Source organism: Tolypothrix tenuis PCC 7101 (assembly GCF_963874875.1).
In the GTDB taxonomy this organism is placed as follows: domain Bacteria; phylum Cyanobacteriota; class Cyanobacteriia; order Cyanobacteriales; family Nostocaceae; genus Aulosira; species Aulosira tenue.
Window position 1 is genome coordinate 83,480 of sequence record NZ_CAWNJS010000001.1, and the last position, 22,328, is coordinate 105,807.

General features: G+C 41.8%; 18 protein-coding genes. 11 read left to right on the plus strand and 7 right to left on the minus strand.

Going from position 1 to position 22,328, the window contains the following annotated elements; translation table 11 throughout:
* Positions 1-43: 43 nt before the first annotated feature.
* On the plus strand, positions 44-763 hold the full coding sequence (locus tag AACU25_RS00325; RefSeq protein ID WP_096573389.1) for a 16S rRNA (uracil(1498)-N(3))-methyltransferase: 720 nt from the start codon (positions 44-46) through the stop codon (positions 761-763).
* 84 nt (positions 764-847) lie between these two features.
* Positions 848-1,924, plus strand: a complete 1,077-nt coding sequence (locus AACU25_RS00330) for a tetratricopeptide repeat protein (RefSeq protein WP_096583397.1) — start codon at positions 848-850, stop codon at positions 1,922-1,924.
* 209 nt (positions 1,925-2,133) lie between these two features.
* Here the strand turns inward: AACU25_RS00330 and AACU25_RS00335 are convergent, their stop codons facing one another.
* Positions 2,134-2,703 (minus strand): hypothetical protein, encoded by a 570-nt coding sequence (locus AACU25_RS00335; RefSeq protein WP_096573390.1) that lies wholly within the window; start codon positions 2,701-2,703, stop codon positions 2,134-2,136.
* 422 nt (positions 2,704-3,125) lie between these two features.
* Here AACU25_RS00335 and AACU25_RS00340 point away from each other — a divergent pair, with 422 nt between their 5' ends.
* The gene (locus AACU25_RS00340) at positions 3,126-3,794 is read left to right on the plus strand and encodes an alpha/beta fold hydrolase (RefSeq protein WP_096583399.1); all 669 of its coding nucleotides are present in this window, start codon (positions 3,126-3,128) and stop codon (positions 3,792-3,794) included.
* Here the strand turns inward: AACU25_RS00340 and AACU25_RS00345 are convergent.
* The gene (locus AACU25_RS00345; RefSeq protein WP_096573391.1) at positions 3,724-4,155 is read right to left on the minus strand and encodes a VOC family protein; all 432 of its coding nucleotides are present in this window, start codon (positions 4,153-4,155) and stop codon (positions 3,724-3,726) included. The two genes, AACU25_RS00340 and AACU25_RS00345, sit on opposite strands and share 71 nt — an antisense overlap.
* A 755-nt stretch (positions 4,156-4,910) precedes the next feature.
* On the opposite strand from AACU25_RS00345, the gene AACU25_RS00350 reads away from it, so the two are divergent.
* The 3 genes from AACU25_RS00350 (at position 4,911) to AACU25_RS00360 (ending at position 9,379) form a co-directional block, all read left to right on the plus strand.
* Positions 4,911-5,705, plus strand: a complete 795-nt coding sequence (locus AACU25_RS00350; protein WP_096573392.1) for a TIGR00297 family protein — start codon at positions 4,911-4,913, stop codon at positions 5,703-5,705.
* 228 nt (positions 5,706-5,933) lie between these two features.
* Complete coding sequence (locus AACU25_RS00355; RefSeq protein ID WP_096573393.1) at positions 5,934-6,692, plus strand: peptidylprolyl isomerase; 759 nt, start codon at positions 5,934-5,936, stop codon at positions 6,690-6,692.
* On the plus strand, positions 6,641-9,379 hold the full coding sequence (locus AACU25_RS00360) for a type I secretion system permease/ATPase (RefSeq protein WP_096573394.1): 2,739 nt from the start codon (positions 6,641-6,643) through the stop codon (positions 9,377-9,379). The genes AACU25_RS00355 and AACU25_RS00360 overlap by 52 nt, the downstream gene beginning before the upstream one ends.
* Before the next feature lie 271 nt (positions 9,380-9,650).
* Here the strand turns inward: AACU25_RS00360 and AACU25_RS00365 are convergent, their stop codons facing one another.
* Positions 9,651-9,845, minus strand: coding sequence for a hypothetical protein (locus AACU25_RS00365; RefSeq protein WP_096573395.1), 195 nt, complete (start codon positions 9,843-9,845; stop codon positions 9,651-9,653).
* Positions 9,846-9,978: 133 nt separating this feature from the next.
* Entirely contained in the window at positions 9,979-10,341 is a 363-nt protein-coding gene (locus AACU25_RS00370; protein ID WP_321206840.1) for a DUF4351 domain-containing protein, read from the minus strand.
* Positions 10,342-10,937: 596 nt separating this feature from the next.
* Between AACU25_RS00370 and AACU25_RS00375 the strand changes: the two genes are divergently transcribed.
* Positions 10,938-12,119 (plus strand): aldo/keto reductase, encoded by a 1,182-nt coding sequence (locus AACU25_RS00375; protein WP_096573397.1) that lies wholly within the window; start codon positions 10,938-10,940, stop codon positions 12,117-12,119.
* An 82-nt stretch (positions 12,120-12,201) separates the two neighbouring features.
* On the opposite strand, the gene AACU25_RS00380 is transcribed toward AACU25_RS00375, so the two are convergent.
* Both AACU25_RS00380 and AACU25_RS00385 read right to left on the minus strand, forming a co-directional pair.
* Positions 12,202-12,588, minus strand: a complete 387-nt coding sequence (locus tag AACU25_RS00380; protein ID WP_096573398.1) for a hypothetical protein — start codon at positions 12,586-12,588, stop codon at positions 12,202-12,204.
* Between the two features lie 476 nt (positions 12,589-13,064).
* Entirely contained in the window at positions 13,065-14,027 is a 963-nt protein-coding gene (locus tag AACU25_RS00385; RefSeq protein ID WP_096573399.1) for a M48 family metallopeptidase, read from the minus strand.
* Positions 14,028-14,152: 125 nt separating this feature from the next.
* Between AACU25_RS00385 and AACU25_RS00390 the strand changes: the two genes are divergently transcribed.
* From AACU25_RS00390 to AACU25_RS00405, 4 genes are all read left to right on the plus strand, one after another.
* Positions 14,153-15,730 carry an ATP-dependent DNA helicase gene (locus tag AACU25_RS00390; RefSeq protein WP_096573400.1) on the plus strand — a complete coding sequence of 526 codons (1,578 nt, stop codon included), beginning with the start codon at positions 14,153-14,155 and terminating at the stop codon, positions 15,728-15,730.
* 865 nt (positions 15,731-16,595) lie between these two features.
* Positions 16,596-18,170 carry a group II intron reverse transcriptase/maturase gene (locus AACU25_RS00395; RefSeq protein WP_096573401.1) on the plus strand — a complete coding sequence of 525 codons (1,575 nt, stop codon included), beginning with the start codon at positions 16,596-16,598 and terminating at the stop codon, positions 18,168-18,170.
* A 53-nt stretch (positions 18,171-18,223) separates the two neighbouring features.
* Entirely contained in the window at positions 18,224-18,448 is a 225-nt protein-coding gene (locus tag AACU25_RS00400) for a DUF2839 domain-containing protein (protein WP_321206841.1), read from the plus strand.
* Positions 18,449-19,478: 1,030 nt separating this feature from the next.
* Positions 19,479-19,826 (plus strand): DUF1815 family protein, encoded by a 348-nt coding sequence (locus AACU25_RS00405; protein ID WP_096573402.1) that lies wholly within the window; start codon positions 19,479-19,481, stop codon positions 19,824-19,826.
* A 166-nt stretch (positions 19,827-19,992) separates the two neighbouring features.
* Here AACU25_RS00405 and AACU25_RS00410 read toward each other — a convergent pair whose 3' ends face one another.
* On the minus strand, positions 19,993-22,068 hold the full coding sequence (locus AACU25_RS00410) for a CHAT domain-containing protein (RefSeq protein ID WP_096573403.1): 2,076 nt from the start codon (positions 22,066-22,068) through the stop codon (positions 19,993-19,995).
* Between the last annotated feature and the right edge of the window lie 260 nt (positions 22,069-22,328).

Genomic DNA, 22,328 nt, shown 5'->3' on the forward strand with positions numbered 1-22,328 from the left:
TGCCTCTGCGGTTCGTAAAAATTACGAATTACGAATTGTTATCATGTCTCAACTACAAAGAATTGCGATCGCACCCTCTCAACTCCAAGCAGGGGAAATTTCACTCACCAAAGAACAACAACACTATCTAGCAAGGGTTTTACGGTTGCGTGAGGGCGATCGCTTTATTGCGATGGATGGTAAGGGTAAATGGTGGTTAACGCAGCTAGTAGGGGAGCAAGGGCAGGTTTTAGAAGCCTTGGTGGTGGAAACTGAGTTACCTGTATCAATTACTCTGATGGTGGCTTTACCTAAAGGTAGCGGCTTTGATGAAGTCGTCAGGTGTTGCACAGAGTTGGGAGTCACAACTATTGCCCCCATATTGAGCGATCGCACTTTACTACAACCCAGCCCCCAAAAACTCGAACGCTGGCGGCGGATTGCGGCGGAAGCTGCGGAACAATCAGAGCGCGCTTTTATACCGACAATTTTAGAAGCTGTGGCTTTTAGCAGTAGTTTATCTTTTGCAAACAGCCACAGATATATCTGTGAAGCGCGAGGAAATTTACCTCACCTCAAAAATTGCTTGCAACACCAAGGACAAATGACAAATGACCAAGAACTAGTTATAGCTATAGGCCCAGAAGGTGGATGGACACAACAAGAAATTGAGAGTGCGATCGCGGCGGGATTTCAACCAGTTTCCCTTGGGCGGAGAATTTTACGAGCAGTCACAGCGCCAGTAGTTGCTTTATCACTAGTTTCCGCAGCGTTTGAAGTATAAATGATGTATATCTCATGCATTTAGCCCAGCCGTTACCGCAGGGTAGGCGCGAGACATTCTTTTCGCGTGGATGTAAACAAAGTGATGATTGAACAAGTTGCCACGGCCTTTGAACGTAAAGACTATAGCACCGCAGCTAAATTAATCCAACAGCTGTTAAAAGAATCACCAGAAAATCCTTGGGTGCAATTTTATCTAGGAAGGCTGCATGAAGTCTCGAAAAAGTACGAGAATGCGGAAAAAATTTATCGGCAACTACTACGAAGTACAACCAATAGTAAAATCTTGACGCAAGCGCGTCAGGGTTTGCAGCGAATCCAAGAAATTGAGCAAGAAGTTAGACAAAGGGCTATTATTCAGGCGACCACAGAACCTAGCGAGACTGAACTAGGCGTACTCGTCTTAGAACCTCTCAGCAACGAATTAAAAGCTGAAGCAGCACCGAAATTTGCTCAAATATGGCAAATTGACACCTATACTGCCAGGTTAACTTTGCCGAGTCGCGGCTGGAAGTTATATCGCACTGGACAAATCGGAGAACTGAAATTTTACGGCACACAATTACAAGCGGTTGGTATTCCCTGCTTTTGGGCAACAATTACGGAAATTAAGCAGATACAAGTATTTCAAGTCAATTATTTTGCAGAATCTGCGGCTGATACTACTGTTGTTTGTCGTAATCAAACCAGTCAACTTGGTTCTTTAACCTTTAACTGGTCAGAGGTGAAAGCACGGGTGTCGGGAATGTTACCGATTTTTGAACAAGTTGTAGATGTTGACGCGCAACGTAAACTAGAGCGTAAAACTCAAACCCAAGACTATGCCGAATTTTGCGATTTACACCTACCTGGTAGGCGTTGCATTTTGCGCCTTTCCGATCAAAGCTATCAATTCCAACAAGGGCTAGAAATCGCTACTCACCCTAACCAAAATACTATCAAAATTAATTGGAATCTTTTACAAGAATGGCTGGGACAGCAAATCCCTCAAGTCAAAGTATGGTCAGATTTTACACACTTTGCTGAGACAATATTAGACCATACAGAAATGCTGAGTAACATTCAGTCTCACGTTCTCCTATTTCGGAGGGATAAGACCAATTGGGACTCAGCATTTCATTTATATAGTGGGTTGGTATTTTCACATCTGAGGGAATTTTAGATTTTGGATATTAAATTAGGACTTACGCAAGTGTCATATTTTTTTCGTGTAGGTTTGTCCAGGGTCAAATGTCAATAGTCCAAAAAACCTAAATTTTTGACCCTTGACCCTTGACTCTTATGCCAGAAGATAACTGTGCCAGTTGCGTAAGTCCTGTAAATTTTTCGATTGAAAATTCAAAATCTAAAAAGCCCTCTGCCTAAATCAACTTAGCCAGGAGTTTTTACTTGACGTGCCATATCTAAATAAACACTCATGTTAGCTCCTGGACGACGGCGACCGTTGGAACTACCAGCGCCAGCAGCAACATATTTGGGTGCAAAAGTAGTTTCTTTTGGTTGTTCTTTAACTACTTTGGCTGATACAGCTTTGTCATTTTTACCAGGTTCAATTTTCAAGCCTTCAGCAGTTTGTACTAGAGCAACATCAGCAGGTTTTGGTTCTTTAGCTGATTTTTTCTTAGATGATGATTTCGATGCCGCAGTTTTTGTGCCGTTCAATGATGGTGCTGGAGCTTGTGATGTGACTGTTTCAGCTACTTTTTTGGCATTATCTGCAACTGTTTCGGCTGCTTTCTTGGTATTATCTACAGCTGTTTCGGCTGCTTTTTTAGCATTATCTGCAACTTCTTTAGCTGCTTCTTTAACAGCAGCTACTGGCTTTGCTTCCTTAGATTCATCAAGTTCCAAGTAGTAACCATTGCTTTTTTTATTTTTACCTGGTAATAGTCCAGTAATAAAACTGACAATCCCTGCAATCAACTTTTTGATAAAATCCATTACAATCTCTCCCTGCCTTTTAAATCTGTAATCCCTACCGTAATTGTTAAAAATTACGACATTATTTTACGTTTTTTTTACTTTTCGTCATCTTATTCTAGATGACAACCAATATAGGCTTCTACTTAATCAACATTGTAATAATAATACAGGGCAAGTGTTTTCGACTGATTTGTACAAGCACCTGCAGCCTGCGTACAATGCATACACTGAAAATTAATTATTAAATTTTACTGTAACTGAGGGCAAGATTCTGAAAGTCAGCGTAACAAAAATTAACATTTTGTTATCTACTCCATACCATTAGTAATTCTAATGTAGTGGCTAGCTGTTAACCAGTGAAACTACTGTCATATTTTCTTTGTCAATCAGACGCAGACTAGTTAGATTTTCTACAGAAGTGATTAAGCAAAGATATGGAGATAACTACTAACAACCAGCAGCGCAATCCCTTGTTGTTAATACATGGTATTGATGACACAGGCGCAGTTTTCTACCGTATGGGGAAATATTTAAAACAACAGGGTTGGTCTGTATATGCTTTAGATTTAGTGCCTAATAATGGTGCAGTCGGTTTAGATAAGTTAGCGCAGCAGGTAGCAGATTATGTCGCCAAAGAATTTCCCCCAGAACAACCACTAGATTTAGTTGCTTTCAGTATGGGAGGAATTGTCAGCCGTTACTATATCCAAAGGCTTGGGGGAATTAACCGCGTACAGCGTTTTATTACAATTGCGTCGCCCCATCATGGTACGGTGATTGCTTATGGTTCTCTGCGACCTGGTTGCGTGCAAATGCGCCCCAACAGTGCTTTGCTCAATGATTTGAATTCTGATGTCGCAATGTTGGAGGCGATTAATTTTACATCAATCTGGACTCCCTATGATTTGATGATTGTCCCAGCCAAGAGTTCACAAATGCCAGTAGGACGAGAGGTAGTTTTACCTGTGGGATTACACCCTTGGATGTTGACCGATGCTAGGTGTTTAAAAGTAGTAGCAGAAACCTTAACAGAACCAATTAAACCCTATCCCCAATTTGCGTATACTGAGAACTTTCAAAAATCGCCTCTGGGTGACAGTAATATTTAAACTCCATTAAGTTATAAAAGGGATCTTCTAAAAAGAAAGTACGATGTTCTAAAGGCAAACCAACAAAACGATATTTCGCTTCTTCCCTAAATAGTAGTTTTTGCTTTTGTGCCTTTTCTAATAAATCTTGCCAGTCTTGTTCGGCTGTAAAAACTAGCCCAAAGTGTCTAGGATAAATACCGCGTTGTGGTGTTAATGGTTCTTTAGTAACGTGAGCTACTAATTGATGACCATATAAATTAAGTATCAAAGCATGGGGATTTTCCCGGCCAGGAATACAGCCTAAACCATCAACATAATATGCTTTAGTTTCGGCAATATTAGTTACAGGGAAAGCAAGATGAAATAAAGTAGCGCTCATAGCTTTTGCCTAGAACACGAGTAGTTGTTATTACTATATATAATTTATGCTGAAATTATTAATTATACGAATAAGAGGTTATTTATAAAGTAAAAATAAAATTATCGTAGGATGTGTTAGGCGCTGGTTTACAAGATGATTTGTCACCAAAGAACTATCCTAGCGCCTAACGCATCATCCACGCGGCGGTGCGTTACGGCTAAATTCCATTGTCTCTGTGTCCCAAATCCTTTCATAGCCGTAACACACCCTACTTAAGATTTACTGAAATGATTAATTATACGAATAACAATTCAAATAATGTTGACGAAAAACAAACCCTTTATAGGGCACGGCACCAGTAAGATAATTTGATATACCGAAAGATTGTGGATGTTCCCTACCAATCTGTTGCGTTTTTTGCAAAATGGTATAATTAATTCACCATCCATCCGGCTTTGCGTTAGGCGCTAGGATAGTTATTTCGTGACAAATTATATTGGAAATCAGTGCCTAACACACTCTACTTTATAAGTAGCCTCTAACAAGTGAATTTTAGTACGTATTCAGCAATCTCAGTGCGGAAAATCGAGATTGAAATGCTGACTAAAAAATAATTTGATCATCAAAATTAATATTTTGAATCCCTAGCTTTATCCGGAAAGAGTGGAGAATTTCTGTAATTCTTGGACATAGGGTGGAGAAGAACCAGCAGCAAAGTGAGAAATTCGCTATTCTGTTGATATTCGGGCCACACTAATTGTCATATATTGCTAATGCTCTCTTTCTTTGATTCTGCAAATCCTTGGTTGGTGGGAGTCGGATTGAATGCCATTTTGTTGGCTTTAGTTTGGATTGCTCCCAAAAAGCTGCTGACTCCAGCAGGAATATTCCACGCTTGGGTATTAGGCGTAATTATTTGGGGAACATTAGGTTGGCAAGGGTATCTAGTAGTAGCGTTTTATTTTTTAGTAGGTTCTGGGGTAACGCGCATTGGGATAGCCCAAAAGGAAGCTGAAGGGATTGCAGAAAAGCGTTCTGGGGCTAGAGGCCCGGAAAATGTCTGGGGTTCGGCGTTGATTGCGGCGCTGTGTGCTTTAGGAATCGGAACGTTAAGTGCAGGATTCTTTTCTCTTCCCCAGTCTGTAGTCGCTAGTCTCAAATCTCTATTGGTTTTGGGCTATGTGGCGAGTTTTAGTACCAAACTTTCTGACACTTGTGCGAGTGAGGTAGGTAAAGCATACGGTAAACGAACCTTTTTGATTACCACACTGCAACCAGTACCTCGCGGAACCGAAGGCGCAGTGAGTTTAGAAGGAACCTTAGCTGGGGTTGTCGCTTCCATTGCGATCGCCTTTGTGGGTTGGGGTGTTGGTTTAATCGATTTTGCAGGCGTAGTTTGGTGTGCGATCGCAGCTTTGATTGCTACCAGTTTAGAAAGCGTCATTGGCGCAACGCTGCAATCTCAATATACTTGGCTCACCAATGAATTGGTCAATATTATCAATACCTTGATTGGTGCGATCGCTGCTATGTTAATTGCCTTTACCTGGGCTAGTGTGATGGCTTAATTCTCGCTCTGAAATCTCAATATATAAATGTTTCGTAGATAGGTAAAAGCTAAATTTAGCAATTCCCTTCTACTAGAAAACTATTAGCAATTAACAAAAATGATTTACTAAAACGTTTTAATTTAAAGATTAACGATATTTATTTGAATAACTAATTATATGGCTATTTATAGATACTTGTGGTTGTAATAGTATAAAAAATTTAATTTTTCCTCTCAGGATTGCTTTATGGAATCTTTATCATTTTTAACTGTTGATCAGCAATCTATTTCTATTGAACAAGCAGTAAAATATCTCCAAGCCTCTGGCAAATTGTCGCAGTTTATTGGCGATATTATTCGCCAGTACGTGATTGAACAAGAAATCAATACTAGAGACGATATTGATATCAATCCGGCTTTAACTGAACAGACAATTATTGATTTTCGTCTCAAAAATCAACTCACAGACCCCCAAATTTTTCAGGAATGGTTAAAGAAAAATGGCACAGATTACGCAACCTTTCATGCATCAGCTGCCTACAACTTTAAGTTAGAAAAACTGAAAGCTTTAGTTACAGAACCGAAACTACCAGAGTATTTCATTGAGCGAAAAATTTATTTAGATCGGGTGGTACTATCGAGGATTTTTGTTGATAATCGCGAGCTTTGCGAAGAACTACTAACTCAAATTGAAGAGGGAGGTAGTTTTGAGCAACTAGCTAAAGAATATTCCTTAGCAGAAGATCGCATTGTTAACGGCATGATGGGGCCAATTAGTCGGGGAACATTACCAGATAAAATCAGAGCCGCAATTGATGCAGCAATTCCCGGAGAATTGATTGGGCCAATAGAACTAGAAGAACGTTATGGTTTGTTTCGATTAGAACAATTTCTGCCAGCTTCTTTAGAAGATACTCAACTAAAGCAAGTGCTACAAAATGAGTTGTTTGAAAAATGGCTAGCAGAGAAAATTCAAAAGCTGACAGTCAAATTACAAGTGAAATAAAACTTCTGGATAATCAATCTTTACGAATAAACGTGCTAGCTTCTGTACCCTGGAATCAACCACCTCTATGCTGGCTGACTCCTGAACAACAAACTCGATTACAAAATCACTCAGAAATTCGTCGCTATCGTCTTGGTGAAAAAATTTGGTCAAATACTATTGGAGGTTATCAGTTTTTTCTTGTTACTGGTAAAGTGCGCTTGCGTGAAGAAAATATTGGCAAGCCATTAGCTGCTTTGCAAGCAGGTGATTGGTTTGGTGACTTACAAAATCTAGCTGTAGAGTGCAAAGCTGTAGCTGCTAGTAAAGAAGTCATTGTAGTCTGTTGGGAAACAGCATTATGGAAAGAAGTTTCTACGCCACAAATGGAAAGCTTCTTTCAAGGCGTACAAGATGAGCAGGGGAGCAGGGAGCAGGGAGCAGGGAGCAGGGAAGTAGAGGAGCAGGGGGAAATTATCACTTCTTCAGTTCCTAGTCACCAATCCCCAATCCCCAGTCACCAATCCCCAATCCCCAGTCCCCAGTCCCCAGTCCCCAATCCCCAATCCCTAATCCCCACCTATAACTATCCATTTGTCGCTAGCTGGAATACAGCCGCAGCTTGTTTAACGATGGTGGCGCAGCATTTGGATCATGCTGTGAAGCTGGAATGGGTACAACGCCAACTGCGGGGACAACGCCCGAAAAATGTTGTGGAAGCAGCAGAAAAGTTAGGGTTAGTGTTGCAGCGATTGCAAGTCAATTGGACTGATTTACGCGCCTTGTCCTTTCCGGCTTTGATACAGTGGAATGCTGGCGCGCAAGAAAGTCCTAGCTGGGTGGTAGCCTATGGAGTCAAAGGCGATCGCTTAATTATCGCTAATCCCCTCAATAGCGATCGCACTTGTGAAAGTCTCCCCCAATCTGTGGTAGAAGCAGCTTGGGATGGGCAAATGTGGACAGTAGAACTGATTTCTCAGCAAGAAAAATTTAACCTGAGTTGGTTTACTCCCGCAGTTTGGAAATATCGCGGATTATTAGGCGAAGTTTTGCTTGCGTCTTTGACATTGCAGCTGTTGGGGTTAACGACACCGCTAATTACCCAAGTTGTGATTGATAAAGTCATGGTGCAAGAGAGTTTACCGACTCTCGATGTCATGGCGATCGCACTTTTATTGGTAGCAATATTTGAAGCTGTACTCGGTATACTGCGTTTATTTATCTTCACCCATACCGCCCGACGTTTAGATTTAAGTTTATCGGCGCAGTTATTTCGTCACTTAATGCGTTTGCCTTTAGCTTATTTTGAATCGCGGCGCGTTGGGGACACAGTAGCGAGAGTTCAAGAACTCGAACAAATCCGCCAATTCCTCACAGGTACAGCCTTAACGGTAATTTTGGATAGCATCTTTGCTGTGGTGTATTTAGCATTGATGTTCTATTACAATATTCCCCTCACCTTTGTAGCTTTGGCAGTATTGCCATTATTTGCCACATTAACCATCGTGGCAACACCAATTTTGCGGGGTTGGCTGAACGAAACCTTTAACCGCAGCGCTGATAGTCAATCCTTTTTAGTAGAGACAGTTACTGGGATACATTCAGTTAAAGCCCATGCAGCCGAACCAGTAGCCCGCGATCGCTGGGAAGGTTTATTTGCGCGCTTCATTCGCACCAGTTTTAAAGCCTCTACTACCTCTAACATCAGCAGCAATTTGGGTGACTTTCTCACCAATTTTTCTACTTTATTAATTCTTTGGTTTGGGGCAAAATTAGTTATCGACCATCAACTTACAATTGGTCAATTGGTAGCTTTTCAAATGTTATCAGGAAGAGTCACCGGGCCATTGTTACGCCTAGTGCAGTTGTGGCAACATCTGCAACAAGTTCTGCTTTCTGTAGATAGAATTGGTGATATTCTCAACGTTGCACCCGAAGCAGAACCAGGGACGGGCTTAGTATTACCAGCACTCAACGGACAAATCACTTTTGAGCAAGTATTTTTCCGTTATCAAGCCAGTACAGAACCAGTATTACGAGGCATTTCTTTTAATGTTGAACCCGGACAATTTGTTGGGATTGTTGGGCGTAGTGGTTCTGGTAAAAGTACCCTTTCAAAATTACTGCAACGTCTATATTCAATAGAATCAGGACGCATTTTAATCGATGGTTTTGATATCAAAAGTGCCGATTTAGCTTCACTACGACAACAAATTGGTGTTGTTTTACAAGAAGACTTTTTATTTAACGGTTCCATCTTAGAAAATATCACCCTTGGCAACCCCGATATTACCGCCGAGCAAGTAGTAGAAGCCGCTAGGCTAGCCGTAGCCCATGACTTCATCAGTCAATTACCCTACGGTTACGAAACCAACGTGGGCGAGAGGGGTACAGCCTTATCGGGGGGACAGAGACAACGCATAGCCCTAGCGCGGTTGTTCCTTTCCTCAGCACCGATTTTAATTTTGGATGAAGCCACCAGCGCCTTAGATAGCGAAACCGAACAGCAAGTACTGCAAAACCTGCAAAAAATTTCCGCCAACCGTACCGTGTTTCTCATCGCCCATCGATTCGCTCCCCTCAAACGTGCGGATTTGATTTTGGTGATGGAACAAGGGGTAATTGCAGAACGTGGTACCCATCCGCAATTGTTGCAGCAAAAGGGGTTGTACTGGTCACTTTATCAACGCCAGCAAGCGAATATTTAGGAGCAAGGGCACGGCACCAGTAATATTATTGTCTGTAGCACAAGATTATAGATGCCCATTGGTGTCAACTTAAGCTAAAAGCTATATACGGCGCGTGTTGTACAAAAACCCTCGCCCTCATCCCCTCACCCCTTCTCCCCCAGGAGAAGGGGAATTAAATCTCTTGCTCCCCTCTCCTGGTGGGAGAGGGGCTGGGGGTGAGGGCAGAACGTTGTCGCCAAGAGGGTTTCACGTTAAGTTGACACCAATGATGGATGCCGTGCCCCTACAGTTATAATGCTATGTTTGCTGCAATATCGGCTTCAGCTTTCGCGATTAATTTATCTAATTTTCCCGATACCAAATCAGTTTCGATTTGTTTATCCCACATTTGTTCTAAATATTCTTCCAGCCAAGCAGCTAGTTGACGAATATCATTTTCCGGTAATTGTTGGATAGCAGCTTCGATTTCTGGCAAAGTACTCATATTTGAGTCAATACCTCAATGTTTTCCTTAATTTTATTGTTGTAGTCAAAAAACTTAAACTCTGTAGCAAATATATTAAAAGTCAAGCGATCGCCTTATTCAATTATTCAGTCGATCGCTTTCCTGTATGCGCTTAAGCTGGGGAAATATTTGTGAGGTAATTGGTTAAATCAGCTTGGCTAGTGAAATCTAACAGCGCCTCGGCTAAATCTTCTAATTGAGTAATAGATAAACCGCGAATCTGCTGTTCTGTTTGCGGTTCAACTACACCAAATCGTCGTGTCAAAAGACGCAGAATTAGTTGTAACGCCTCTTGTTTCTTTCCTCGTTCTTCTCCCTGTTGTAATCCCTTCTGCAAAATATCTTGGTAAATCACAGATTCTTGCATAATATCCTCTCGAAAAAGCTGTGTAATTAAACTTTTGTCAAACCGCAAACCAGCTAGAACTTGAACGCAAGCTGATATATTCTGTCGCTCATCTGTTTCTTCAATCATATCCACAGCAGTCGCTACTTGCTGTAATAAGTCTTCTGGTGAGTTACTTTTAAAGCGTAGGCGTAGCCAGCCGTAGGCATCGCACTGTGGAATTGTTCAGGCGATCGCCTCAGTATATTTACTGTTTAATGAGGAAAATAACCTCATTCACGAGCTTCTGAGCCTCATTCACGAGGAAAATAACCTCATTAATGAACTTCCGAGCCTCATTCACGAGGAAAATAACCTCATTCACGAGCTTCTGAGCCTCATTCACGAGGAAAATAACCTCATTAATGAGCTTCCGAGCTTCATTCACGAGGAAAATAACTTCATTAATGAGCTTCCGAGCCTCATTCACGAGGAAAATAACCTCGCCAACCAAAACCGCAATATCAATTACGTACAGCTTACTTTTTGGTTTAGCAGTAGGCTGATTAATTTTGGGATGCGATAAAATCTGGCAACGTCTTCACAGAAAAAAGGCGAAAGAGTGAATTTAAAAATTTTCAAGTAGCAGAAATACACATATCCACGTGGGATATAAATCCCTAAAAACTGCTGTAAACTTCTTTCTGTCCCCTTCCCCAATCCCCAATCCCCTTTCCCTATCATCAATGCTATACAGAAGATTTGGACGCACAGAATTACAAATCCCGGTATTTTCCTGCGGTGGGATGAGATACCAGTTTAAATGGCAGGATGTTTCGCCAGCAGAGATTCCCCAAGATAAGCAGGATAATCTGGAAGCGACAATTCGCCGGGCGCTGGATTTAGGTATTAATCATATCGAAACTGCCCGTGGTTATGGCACTTCGGAAATGCAATTGGGGCAAGTATTACCCAAGTTTCCCCGCGAAAAGTTGATTGTGCAAACAAAAGTTAGCCCTGTTGCAGATCCTCAAGAATTTAGAGAGACATTTGAGCGATCGCTAAATTATCTGCAACTAGATTATGTTGATTTACTAGGGCTACATGGCATTAATCATGCTGAATCATTGCACCATAGCATCCGTCCTGGTGGCTGTTTAGAAGTGGCAAAACAGTTACAAGCTGAAGGAAAAGTGCGATTTATCGGCTTTTCTACCCACGGCGCTACAGATGTAATTGTGGAAGCCATCAATACCAATCTATTTGATTATGTGAATCTGCATTGGTACTACATTAATCAATGGAATTGGCCTGCAATTGCCGCCGCTACTCAGCACGATATGGGAGTATTTATCATTAGCCCATCTGATAAAGGCGGAAAGCTTTACAACCCACCGCAAAAATTAGTAGATTTGTGCGCGCCTTTGAGTCCGATGGTGTTTAACGATTTATTTTGCCTCAGTCATCCCCAAGTGCATACCCTCAGTTTAGGTGCATCCAAACCCCAAGATTTTGACGAACACCTAAAAACTCTAGATTTGCTAGACCGAGCCGATGAAATTTTACCACCAATCATTGCCCGATTAGAAGGAGAAGCGATCGCCACTTTAGGAGAAGACTGGGTAAAAACCTGGCGCGTCAATTTGCCCAGCTTTGAGCAAACACCCGGACAAGTGAATATGCAAGTAATTTTGTGGCTATGGAATTTAGCGATCGCCTACGATATGATTGACTACGCCAAAATGCGCTACAACTTACTAGGCAATGCTAGTCACTGGTTTCCTGGTAACAAAGCCGACAAAATAGACGAACTAGACTTACGCTCATGTCTTGCTAATAGTCCCCAAGCCCATAAAATCCCCCAAATTTTAAAACAAGCACATCAATTATTAGGGGGTGAAGCGGTTAAACGTTTATCACAGCAATAATAGGGAAGAGGGGAAAGGGGAAAGGGGAAAGGTAAAAGGGGAAAATGGATAGAATTACCCATTACCAATTACCAATTACCAATTACCAATTCTTCTTAAATTTCATCTTCAAATTAGTAAAATGCAAAATTGCTTGAATCATTTCTTTTTGTTCTGGCTTTAAATTTAATTTATCTAAGGCTTGATTAAAGTCAGTACCATGATGCAATTCTTGAGCTAATTTTGCTCGTTGTGAGGAATTTAAAACAGCGTAAATTTCTTTATTTCTTCGTTGCCTTATCGCTTGGAGTCTTTGTTTCTGCAAGGGAGTTAAATCGCTGTCAGAATAAGAGTTAGGAGCTTGAGCAATTACCAAAGTAGATTGAGCATGAATTTTTCCTGGTAATGCTGTGGCAATTCCTGGCAGTAATAATATGATGATAAAAATATTAGCTAATATAGACAATAACTTAGTTAACTTAATTACCATATTTTATCTTCCCTACTCCAGTGTTCAGACAATTCTCAATGATTTATTTATTAAATATTGACTACTAGTATTTATCTTATGGGAAAAGGGGATCAAAAATAATTCGTAATTCGTAATTCGTAATTTTAAACAAGTCTACTTGGCAAATTAAATTTTATAAGTCAATACATTTCAGTAAAACTAGTTACTCAACACAAAACTGAACAATAATTTTGGAGGGGGTTTGGGGGACGCAACCGTCACCCAATCGGGGGTTTGGGGGAGAATCCCCCAATTGAGCTAGCTGTTTCCACAACTGACAAATCAATCACGAATAAACTTATGTAAACTGTATTGTTTTATAAGTTACGGCTTATGCTTAACCCACGCTACATGATACTTCAAATTGATATTAGCTCAGACTAGAGAATCTAAAAATATTAAGTGGTACGTTATTTAGCTAACGTACCACAGCAAAAATTACTCAGTAGTAAATATCACTCAGACCGTTTAATTCTGTTAATTTCCTGTTGCAATTCTTCAATTTGACGGCGCAAATTTTCTGCATCATATCCGGAAGATTCGGAGGTAACATTTACTGCTCCCGAAGCAGGCGATCGCTGATAGTTTCCTTGGCGAATTTGCTGGTATTCTTCTGATACCGCCCACTCACGTAAATAGTGTACACGCTCTACAGCAAACGGATGAGTTAGCATCATGCCTTGAGCGCCGTTGTACAACAAGAACTTGTACACTTGATTCAAGCCATCTGAGTCTAATGCTTTGTAATTTTCTGACTGGTTGATGAATTCTTGTAAACTACATTCGTGGGCATATTTGATACTACCACCAGAAATTTTCATCATCGAAGACATTACAGGATTCAAGTCATCCATTAGCAACAGCGCCGCACGATCCGCCGATAACTCTGCTTTGCGCCGCCATTCAAAAAAGGCGTAAATTAAGGCTTGAGTGACAAAATTTCCGATCCCAAAGGTTAACTCTCCTAAGGCCGAAGCAGCACTCATCGCCCACATCGCCATTTGAATTAAAATAGTATGACCACATTTAATATGCCCCAGTTCATGGGCTAGCACCGCCCGAATTTCGACTTCGTCTAGTAAGTCCAGTATCCCTGTATTTATGACTATGTAAGGATTCTCTTGCCCCAACGCATAGCTATTAGCTTGGGGGTTTTGCAAGACAAACAGTGCAGGTTCCGGATAGATATCCAAATCTCGCACACATTCGCGGAACATCTGGTAAATAGTGGAGTATTGACGTGGCCCAACTTGGATGGTGTTACCCATTAAATAAACTAATTGAGGGCGTTCATAGATAAATTCCACAAACTTACGGGCGATTAAATCAAATCCCGGCAAATTACGTAAAGCTTGCTCGGCTTGGCGATCCAGTGGATGCCTAAAGGCTTCGCTGGAAATTCCTGTGTAAGTTGGCATAATTTAGGGAAATAGGTGATTGGTCATTGTTGACTACAAATAACTAGTGACTGATGGCTAATGCCAAGATAATAGAAATGGGGCAATTGGAAGTAAAAATCATATTTTAATGGGATTAAAAGCGTGTGATAGAGGCAGAAGTTCATTTGTCATTACATAACTTCCTGCGATCGCAGGCGGGGTTCCCTTCCTGGCCCCATCATTTGACGATGGCAAGGTTGGTAGCACGCGCCTTGCGGTTGGGACGTAGCGCCTTAATTCAAGTCGGAGCTGTTAGCGGTTATCAGGGAAGATATCGCACTAGTTTTATAGCATCGGCATTGATGTGGCATGGCCCTGTAATTATTGTGGCTCCGGAATCCGTGCAACAACGCCTATTAAAAGTTGAAATTCCGCGGCTACAAGAGTGGCTGCAAGCTAAAAAGCCTATTAGAACTGGTGACGATTGGCCTAGTTCTGAGTTCCAAGGGATACTGCTAACTACCCCAGCAGCTTGGTTAAGCAGACAGATAAAAAATGTGCCACATTTCCCGGAAGGGATTCCCACAATTATTGATGGAGTAGATGATTTAGAAGATTGGGTACGCCATCAGCTTACCCAAACTATTCAACCCCACGATTGGGATGAGCTGATGCTGGCTTGTCCAGAACAAGCGGATTTAATTCGTTCGGCGCGATCGCATTTGACGAAAGAATTTTTTCAGCACCCAGCTAATCCCTACGAGTGTTATCTGATTTCTCAACTAGAAGTAGAGATTTTGCAGCGTCTATATTCAGCTTTAGATAGTACTCAACTACCCGACGCTTGGAAAAATTTCTGGCACTACTTTCAAGACATCAACGAAAAATTCTCTCTTTTATCCCCTCAATCTCCCACCGTTCCACCTCCCCCCCTCCTCTGGGCAACAATCGCTCGTCGTCAAGGTTCATTTTCCTTACATTGCGCGCCGATTGAATTAGGAAAAATAGTCGCACCAATTTGGCGACGACAACCTGTAGTGTTTATTGGTAGTGCCTTAGAACCAGAAACAGAGGCTCCTTTGTTCCGTCAGCGTTTGGGATTGGAGGATGTCACTTGTCTGAAGTTCTCGGTAGATAGCCAAACAGAAGCTATTCAACTGTACGTACCCTATAAGTTACCTCTACCAAACACACCAGAATTTCAAGCGGCCTTTATTCATAAAGTGCGGACGCTGCTGTGTCTCAGTGCAACTGCATCAGGATTAACAGTTGTGTTAGTTGGAGATGTACCACTAAAGGCGCAAGTTGGAGCAATTCTTGCTTCTGAGTTTGGTTCGCGGGTGCAAGTAGAAAAAACTTGCTTGGATGAAAACGGGATTTTAATTAGTGGTTGGGAATTTTGGCGAGAACATCAAGGCGTTTTACCCGCACCCAATTTGTTAATTATTGCGACTTTGCCCTTGCCATCTTTAGAAAATCCCCTGGTGGCTGGTAGAGTAGCCCACTATAAGCGATCGCATCAAGATTGGTTCCGTTTATATTTATTACCCACAGCCTTAAATGAATTGCAACGTGCAGTTGCACCAGTGCGCGAAAGTCAAGGTATTGTCGCCTTACTTGATGGGCGTGTCGTTAATCGCAGCTACGGTGCACAAATTCTCTCATCTCTGAGTCCTTTGGCGCGAATTAACTACCTCGATCCCAGTCTGTTCTCCCATCCCAACGCCGAAAATTCTGCTTAGTCTATATTTTTGACCAATGCCCAATGCCCAATGCCCAATGCCCAATGCCCAATGCCCAATGCCCAATGCCCAATGCCCAATGACTATTTACTTTTGTCAACCGCAATGCGTAGGCGTAGCCCGTCGTAGACATCGCTGCACAGCAAACGTTATCATCAGCTTATTGCGGCATTCCATGCTTCAATGGACTGCCAAAATCTCATTGGCACTGGAGATGGTATTCATTTGGAATCAATGCCAATCTACACTTAGAACATAAATGAATTGAGAATTTAAATTCCTGATTATGGGTGAAGCAAAGCGTCGCGTGCGATTCGTTGTTTAGTGAATCACGGTAACCAGCCCGTACATAACTAAACCAGTCCGACAGCAGATTACTGTCACTAAGGGCTGAACTCTCGGTCAGATGCAAGTGCAAGTCTTGCCATTCAGACTCAGAATTGACTCCTTATCTGCCCACACCGAACAAGCTCGGTTCTTGTAGAGTGAAGCTGGGAACAGGGCGCAATCAGACGACCGTTGCGGGTTGACACTGGCGCTAACAGGGAGTTCCTATGATGAAACAGAGCCTAGAAAAACGACTTATTTGCAGGCAGGGCGCAACGCAAAACCCCTGACCTCACTGGAGTTTATTCCCGCCGAACACGCGTCGAGCAACGGCAAGAGTCCAGGGAATCCAGTAGTTGAATTGGCTACATCTAACGGAACAATCAATCTCTCCGAGGGAACGAAGAAAAACGAACTGTGGGTCTTGAGACGGTCGAATCTCAGGTAGCCCAGACGAGCGGAGGAACCCCCACAGTTCGGGTAGGACAGTCCGTAATTGGACTGAGGTGTTCAGAGAATACGAACCAGAGAAGAGAAAATGATTAGACACAGTAGACATACTAGTGAATCTTGGAAAGCCCTACCGTGGAAGAAATTCCGCCGAAATCTTTTCCGCCTTCAAAAGCGCGTATTTAAAGCTGTTCAAGTTGGAGACAAGCGGAAAGCGCGGTCACTCCAAAAGCTCATTCTAAAATCCACCTCGGCTCGATTTCTTGCAATAAGACAAGTATCTCAGCTAAATGCTGGTAAAAAGACTGCGGGTATTGATGGGAAGAAATCCCTCTCATTCGAGGAACGCTTCAACCTTGAAGAATTACTAAGAATGAACAGCGGAAATTGGAAACATCAAGGACTAAGAGAAATCCCCATCCCCAAAAAGGACGGGACTATCAGAATGCTTAAGATACCTACCATCGCGGATAGGGCTTGGCAATGCCTAGCAAAATACGCACTCGAACCAGCACACGAAGCCACTTTCCACGCCAGGAGTTATGGGTTCAGAACTGGGCGTTCTGCCCATGATGCACAAAAATATATCTACTTGAACCTTAATTCCAAAGCGAACGGAATAAATAAGCGAGTAATTGAACTCGATATCGAAAAGTGCTTCGACAGGATTAATCACTCAGCGATAATGGACGAACTCATTGCCCCCAAAGGCTTAAAACTCGGTATCTTCCGATGCCTCAAGGCTGGAGTCAACCCAGAATTCCCAGAACAAGGGACACCTCAAGGGGGAGTGGTCAGTCCTTTACTAGCTAACATCGCGCTCAACGGGATTGAGAGTATACACAGATACCACGAGAACAAAGGACAGAGAATCACTGGCAAAACTTCTGCCAGTGATATCACTGAACCATCAGTCCGATACGCGGATGACATGGTTATCATACTCCGACCCGAAGATGATGCGACAGAGATACTTGAAAGAATCAGCGAGTTCCTCCGCAAACGCGGAATGAATGTAAGCCAAAAGAAAACCAAAATTACCGCTGCGACAGATGGGTTTGATTTCCTCGGCTGGCACTTCAAAGTCCAGAAAAACGGAAAGTTTAGATGCAATCCCTCAGTGGATAACTTCAAAGCGTTCCGTAAGAAAGTAAAACACATCGTCAACAACTCGAACTATGGTGCTACCACAAAGGCTCTTAAATTAGCGTCGGTAGTTAGAGGCTGGAGAAATTACCATAAGTTCTGCAAGATGGACGGGTCAAAGTTATCACTTTGGTTCACGAGTCACAGAGCTTACACGGTGTTCAACAAGGAAGCAAAACAAACACGCTATTCTAGCAAAAAACTGATAGATAAAGCGTTTCCAAAAGTTTCCTATTCCGAAAACAAACACATCCCCGTCAAAGGAACTAAATCACCTTACGACGGAGATATAGCCTATTGGAGCAAACGTAACAGTAAGCTCTATGATGGAGCAACCTCTAAAGCTCTTAAAAAGCAAAACCATAGATGTGCTTCCTGTGGTCTGAAATTCATCGGTGAAGAAAAGGTTCACCTGCACCACATCGACGGAAATCACGCCAACTGGAAGGAAAATAATCTAGAGGCAATTCATGAGAGTTGTCACGATTACAAACACATGAGCAAAAGCGCAAGCTAAGAACATCGGGAGCCGTGTACACGGAAACGGGTACGCACGGATCTAACTGAGAGGTGCGGGGAATAATATCCCCCATCGACTCAACCAAAACCACACTGGGAGACAAATACGGTCAAGATACTCGCATCTTACCGTGGGTTCCAATTACCAAAACTCAAGGTGAACTATTTGTGCAATGGACTACTCGCGGTGCCTGGATAGGTATTGGTGTCATGGTTGCTGCTTGGGTTACCATCCGTTTTATTGGCCCCGCTTTTGGTTGGTGGCAAGTAGTGTAGTCTCTTAAGATTGGGGACTGGGGATTAGCATTTTTACTCAGCACTCACAACTCTTGGAAAGACGCGATTAATCGCGTCTCTCAAACTCAGCAACGCCAGTTGCTACAACGGAGGGAACCTCCGCAACGCACTGGCTCCTCAGCACTCAGGACTATTTTCCACACAGAGTTAATTTAAATTTATAAAGGGGCACAATAATCCTGTGCCCCTAACTTATGTATGTGGATATGATCCCCAATCCAAAATCCAAATCCCAAACGCTCAAACATGAACTTTTTTGTATGTTATGTTACATTTGATTGTCATTGCCAAGATATTTTCGGTAGCTTAAACAACATTTCGCTATGATGTCAAAAGCCGTAAAAATCTTGCCTAAATGGCAACATAAATCTTCTAACTTTAGTTATTCTCAGTATTAAATCTACCAAACTTGGTTTTATATTTAGCATCTAGCCAACCAAGCGTATAAGTATAAACAAATACTGCTAAAGCAGCTTGCTTCTGAAATTGCCAGTCTAAAAGTTACACGTCATCTGCCAAAAGTTAGATATGTGAAAAAATGTGACTCTGCGTACCCAATCCGGGGCAATATCAAGCAGATGTTAGAGAATAAACAAGTTATTAAGCCAGTATTTGACATTGAGGCTACAAAAAACAGCCTGAAAGCCTTTACTAGTAATAGATTGGGCTATTCTGGCAGATAGAGATACAATATGTATCTTTCTATATGGTTGACTAGTGGCAAATTTGAGTTACTCTTAAATCGGATCGGTTCTCATAAGCATCTAAGCTGACAGAACCACATAAAGACAATCTTAAGTTTAAATATTCTGTCAGATATTTGGACTTCTTAAACTGAATACTTTGATACGGCATCAAAAACCGTTATCTACTACCCTAGCAAGATAGTCAATAAATAGACTACGTAAATGGATGGTTATTGTAATGGATAGTTTACAATACCAGAGGAAGAGAAAATCTAAAGAAAATATAAAAGAACTCAAATGACCGTGGTGTCTGGAGGAAAAAAGTGTTTCTAAGACTAGCGCATCAACATCGGCAATTCGTTCAAGACTTGGTAATGAACCTACAAGCATTAGCAATTGTACTGGAACGACGTGGATATCCGGCTTCTTGTTATACCTGTGGTGACCAAATGAATAGTGCTTCATTTATGGTCAGCTTGGGAGATAATCACCTAATTCGGTTTTTAGTATCTGACTATGGGATTACCTGGACAGAAATGCGGGATGACCGTGAATTAATGAAATTAGAAGGTGCAGAGGCGATTAATCAGCTACAAGAACTTGCTAATATTGTCAAGCACCAATCTGGGGCAATCTCCACAGCTAACAAAACCTTAGCCAAGAAGTTTTAAGGATTCTTGGTCGAATGGGTTATTTACGAAAAAGCGTCAAGCACTATCTGGTAATTGGGAATCGGTAATTTTGGGTGATTTTGCCCATTGATTACCTATTCACTCTTACCATTAATTGATTGTTTTATTGCTGATATCAGCCACAGACTTAAAAAACTCGAAGTTATTACAATCCATTACCAATTAAAATGAAAGGTGCCCAATAGTAAGGATGGCTCAAACCACTACTCGTTGCTATGGGAACATTTTTATTTTTTACCTTAGAGTCTGCATGAATCAATGCAATTTGTGCTTGCCTGAGGGCTTCGGCTTTTGTCAGCTTACCTGGGGATAACAAGGCATAAAAAGCGCTCATCAATGCTTGAGTACCGCCGTCATCTACAGACCATAAGGAAGCAATAGTTGCTCTAGCGCCTGTTTTTTGCATCTGGTAGCCAAACCCTAAAATCTCTTCACCGTTACCTAATTTGCCTCCCAAACCTGTTTCGCAAGCGCTTAAAACTACCAAATCGACATTAGTTAAAGACCAGTTGGCGACATCTCTGAGGTTCACGCGATCGCCATTGCCAAATAAGATAAATGAATCCTCGGGTTTACCTACCACAAAGGCTGCATGGGTAGCAAAATGGACAATGGAATAATCATCCATTTGCGGTATAGTCGCTTTGGGACTGAAAGCTTCATCAATTAGTTTTTGTGTTCCGGGGATCGTAGCTGCTAAACCTTCCACTTCTTGACCGGCAAATGGTAAGCCAGAAAAAGCTAGCCTTTGATTACCCACCTCAACTTGATAGTTACCCTTAGTAAAAGCGCCAGCTAAAACCCGCAAACTTGATGCTGGTGGAGTATTAAAGTTCGTGAGACTAGCAGCAGTGATGTAGTTAACACTGAAGCGTTCTACCAGCCATTGTTTGCCATCATGTAAAGCAGCCAGAGGAATATAGCGTAACTGATCGTCAGGTGCGTACATCAAATTCGTTGCGCCTGAAGCTTTAATTTCATTTTCTATAGGTTTAATTAGCCAGTTATATAACTGGTTAGCTGTCTTGATGACTGTGTCGTTACGTTCAGGAGTTTGTAGCTGCTGGCGAAAGGTAGCAATTGTTTGGTTGAGCTGTTCGCGTGTGACGGCAACTTTACGATGAATTGGTACAGATTCTGGGCTAACAACAACCAATTCCAAGTTATCATCCAAGACCAAAGGATAGATGAGGATTGATTTTTGCGATAAACGAGCCAAATTATCTCTCAGTTCGTTGATACTGGCCAAATCTAAACTTTGTCGCTTGGCTGTAACGCTAAGTTGCTCTAGTTGTGTCTTAACTGCTGGACTAGCAATAAAATTGTTAAATTGCTCTAAAAGTTTCTGCTGATCTAATACTAATTGCTCGATCCTCTGTTTTTGTGCTGGCGATCGCTGTTCGGGTGCAATTTTACGAAGTTTTGTTAACTCTTTACCTAGTTCTACAGCATTATTCCCAGTTTGCTCTAACTGTTGTTTAAGTGCTTTTTCTCCTGGGGCAATCTCAATACCTTTAGCGGTGCGTTGATTACCTGGTACATCTTTCAGAAATCCCTCGAGTTCTTCAACTTTGAGGAGATCCATACTCCGTTGTGCTTCTACTACACGTCCTTGCTTCAGGAGTTTTTCCCCCAAAATTCGATATGTTTGGGCAACAGTAACGTTATAAGCATCTGGTTGCGGCGCAGAAAGTACTGCTGGATTTAGACGCGCAATTTCACGATTAATTAAACAATGCTTGTAAAAGAAAATTGCTAACTCTGGTTGGTTTTGAATATCAAATAAGTAACCGATATTACTATAAGTTTTACCCAATTGGACGCGATCGCCAATTTCTCTATTAATGAATAAAGCTTGCTGATAAGACTGGAGTGCTTGTGAGTAGTTAGCTTGTTTTTGGTATAACCTGCCAATATTATTTAGGGTGACAGCTTCCCAAAAACGTTCTCCTTTGTCTTGGCTAATCTCTAAACCTTTCTCTAATTTCTGTAATGCTTCTTTAAATTGACCTTGCTGCAAGATATTAACAGCCTCGTCATTTAGCAGTTTGATTTCTGATTCTTGCTGATTCTGCGGTGAAACCTGAGGTGTTGCTGTTGAGCCTTGTTGTGTGCTGACAGGGGAATTTACCTGTTTATTATCTAGGTTTGTACAACTAGAAACTAGAAAGACCAGGATAGAAAAGGCAAAAAAATTGAATCGCTGAAAATAAGACCGCATAACAAAACACTCCCGATTTTGGGGAGCGTAGATGCTGAACTTTTAAATTTTACACATTTTCCCAGAAATTTATGCTCAAACTTTAGTTTTGGCTAAATACAGTTCAGTTAGGAAAATTAATTGATAACAAAACCAAAAAACTAGTTATTCAACAAAAAACCGAACAATAATTTTGGAGGGGGTTTGGGGGACGCAACCGTCACCCAATCGGGGGTTTGGGGGAGAATCCCCCAAGTATTCTGGCTTCTTTAATAAGTGAC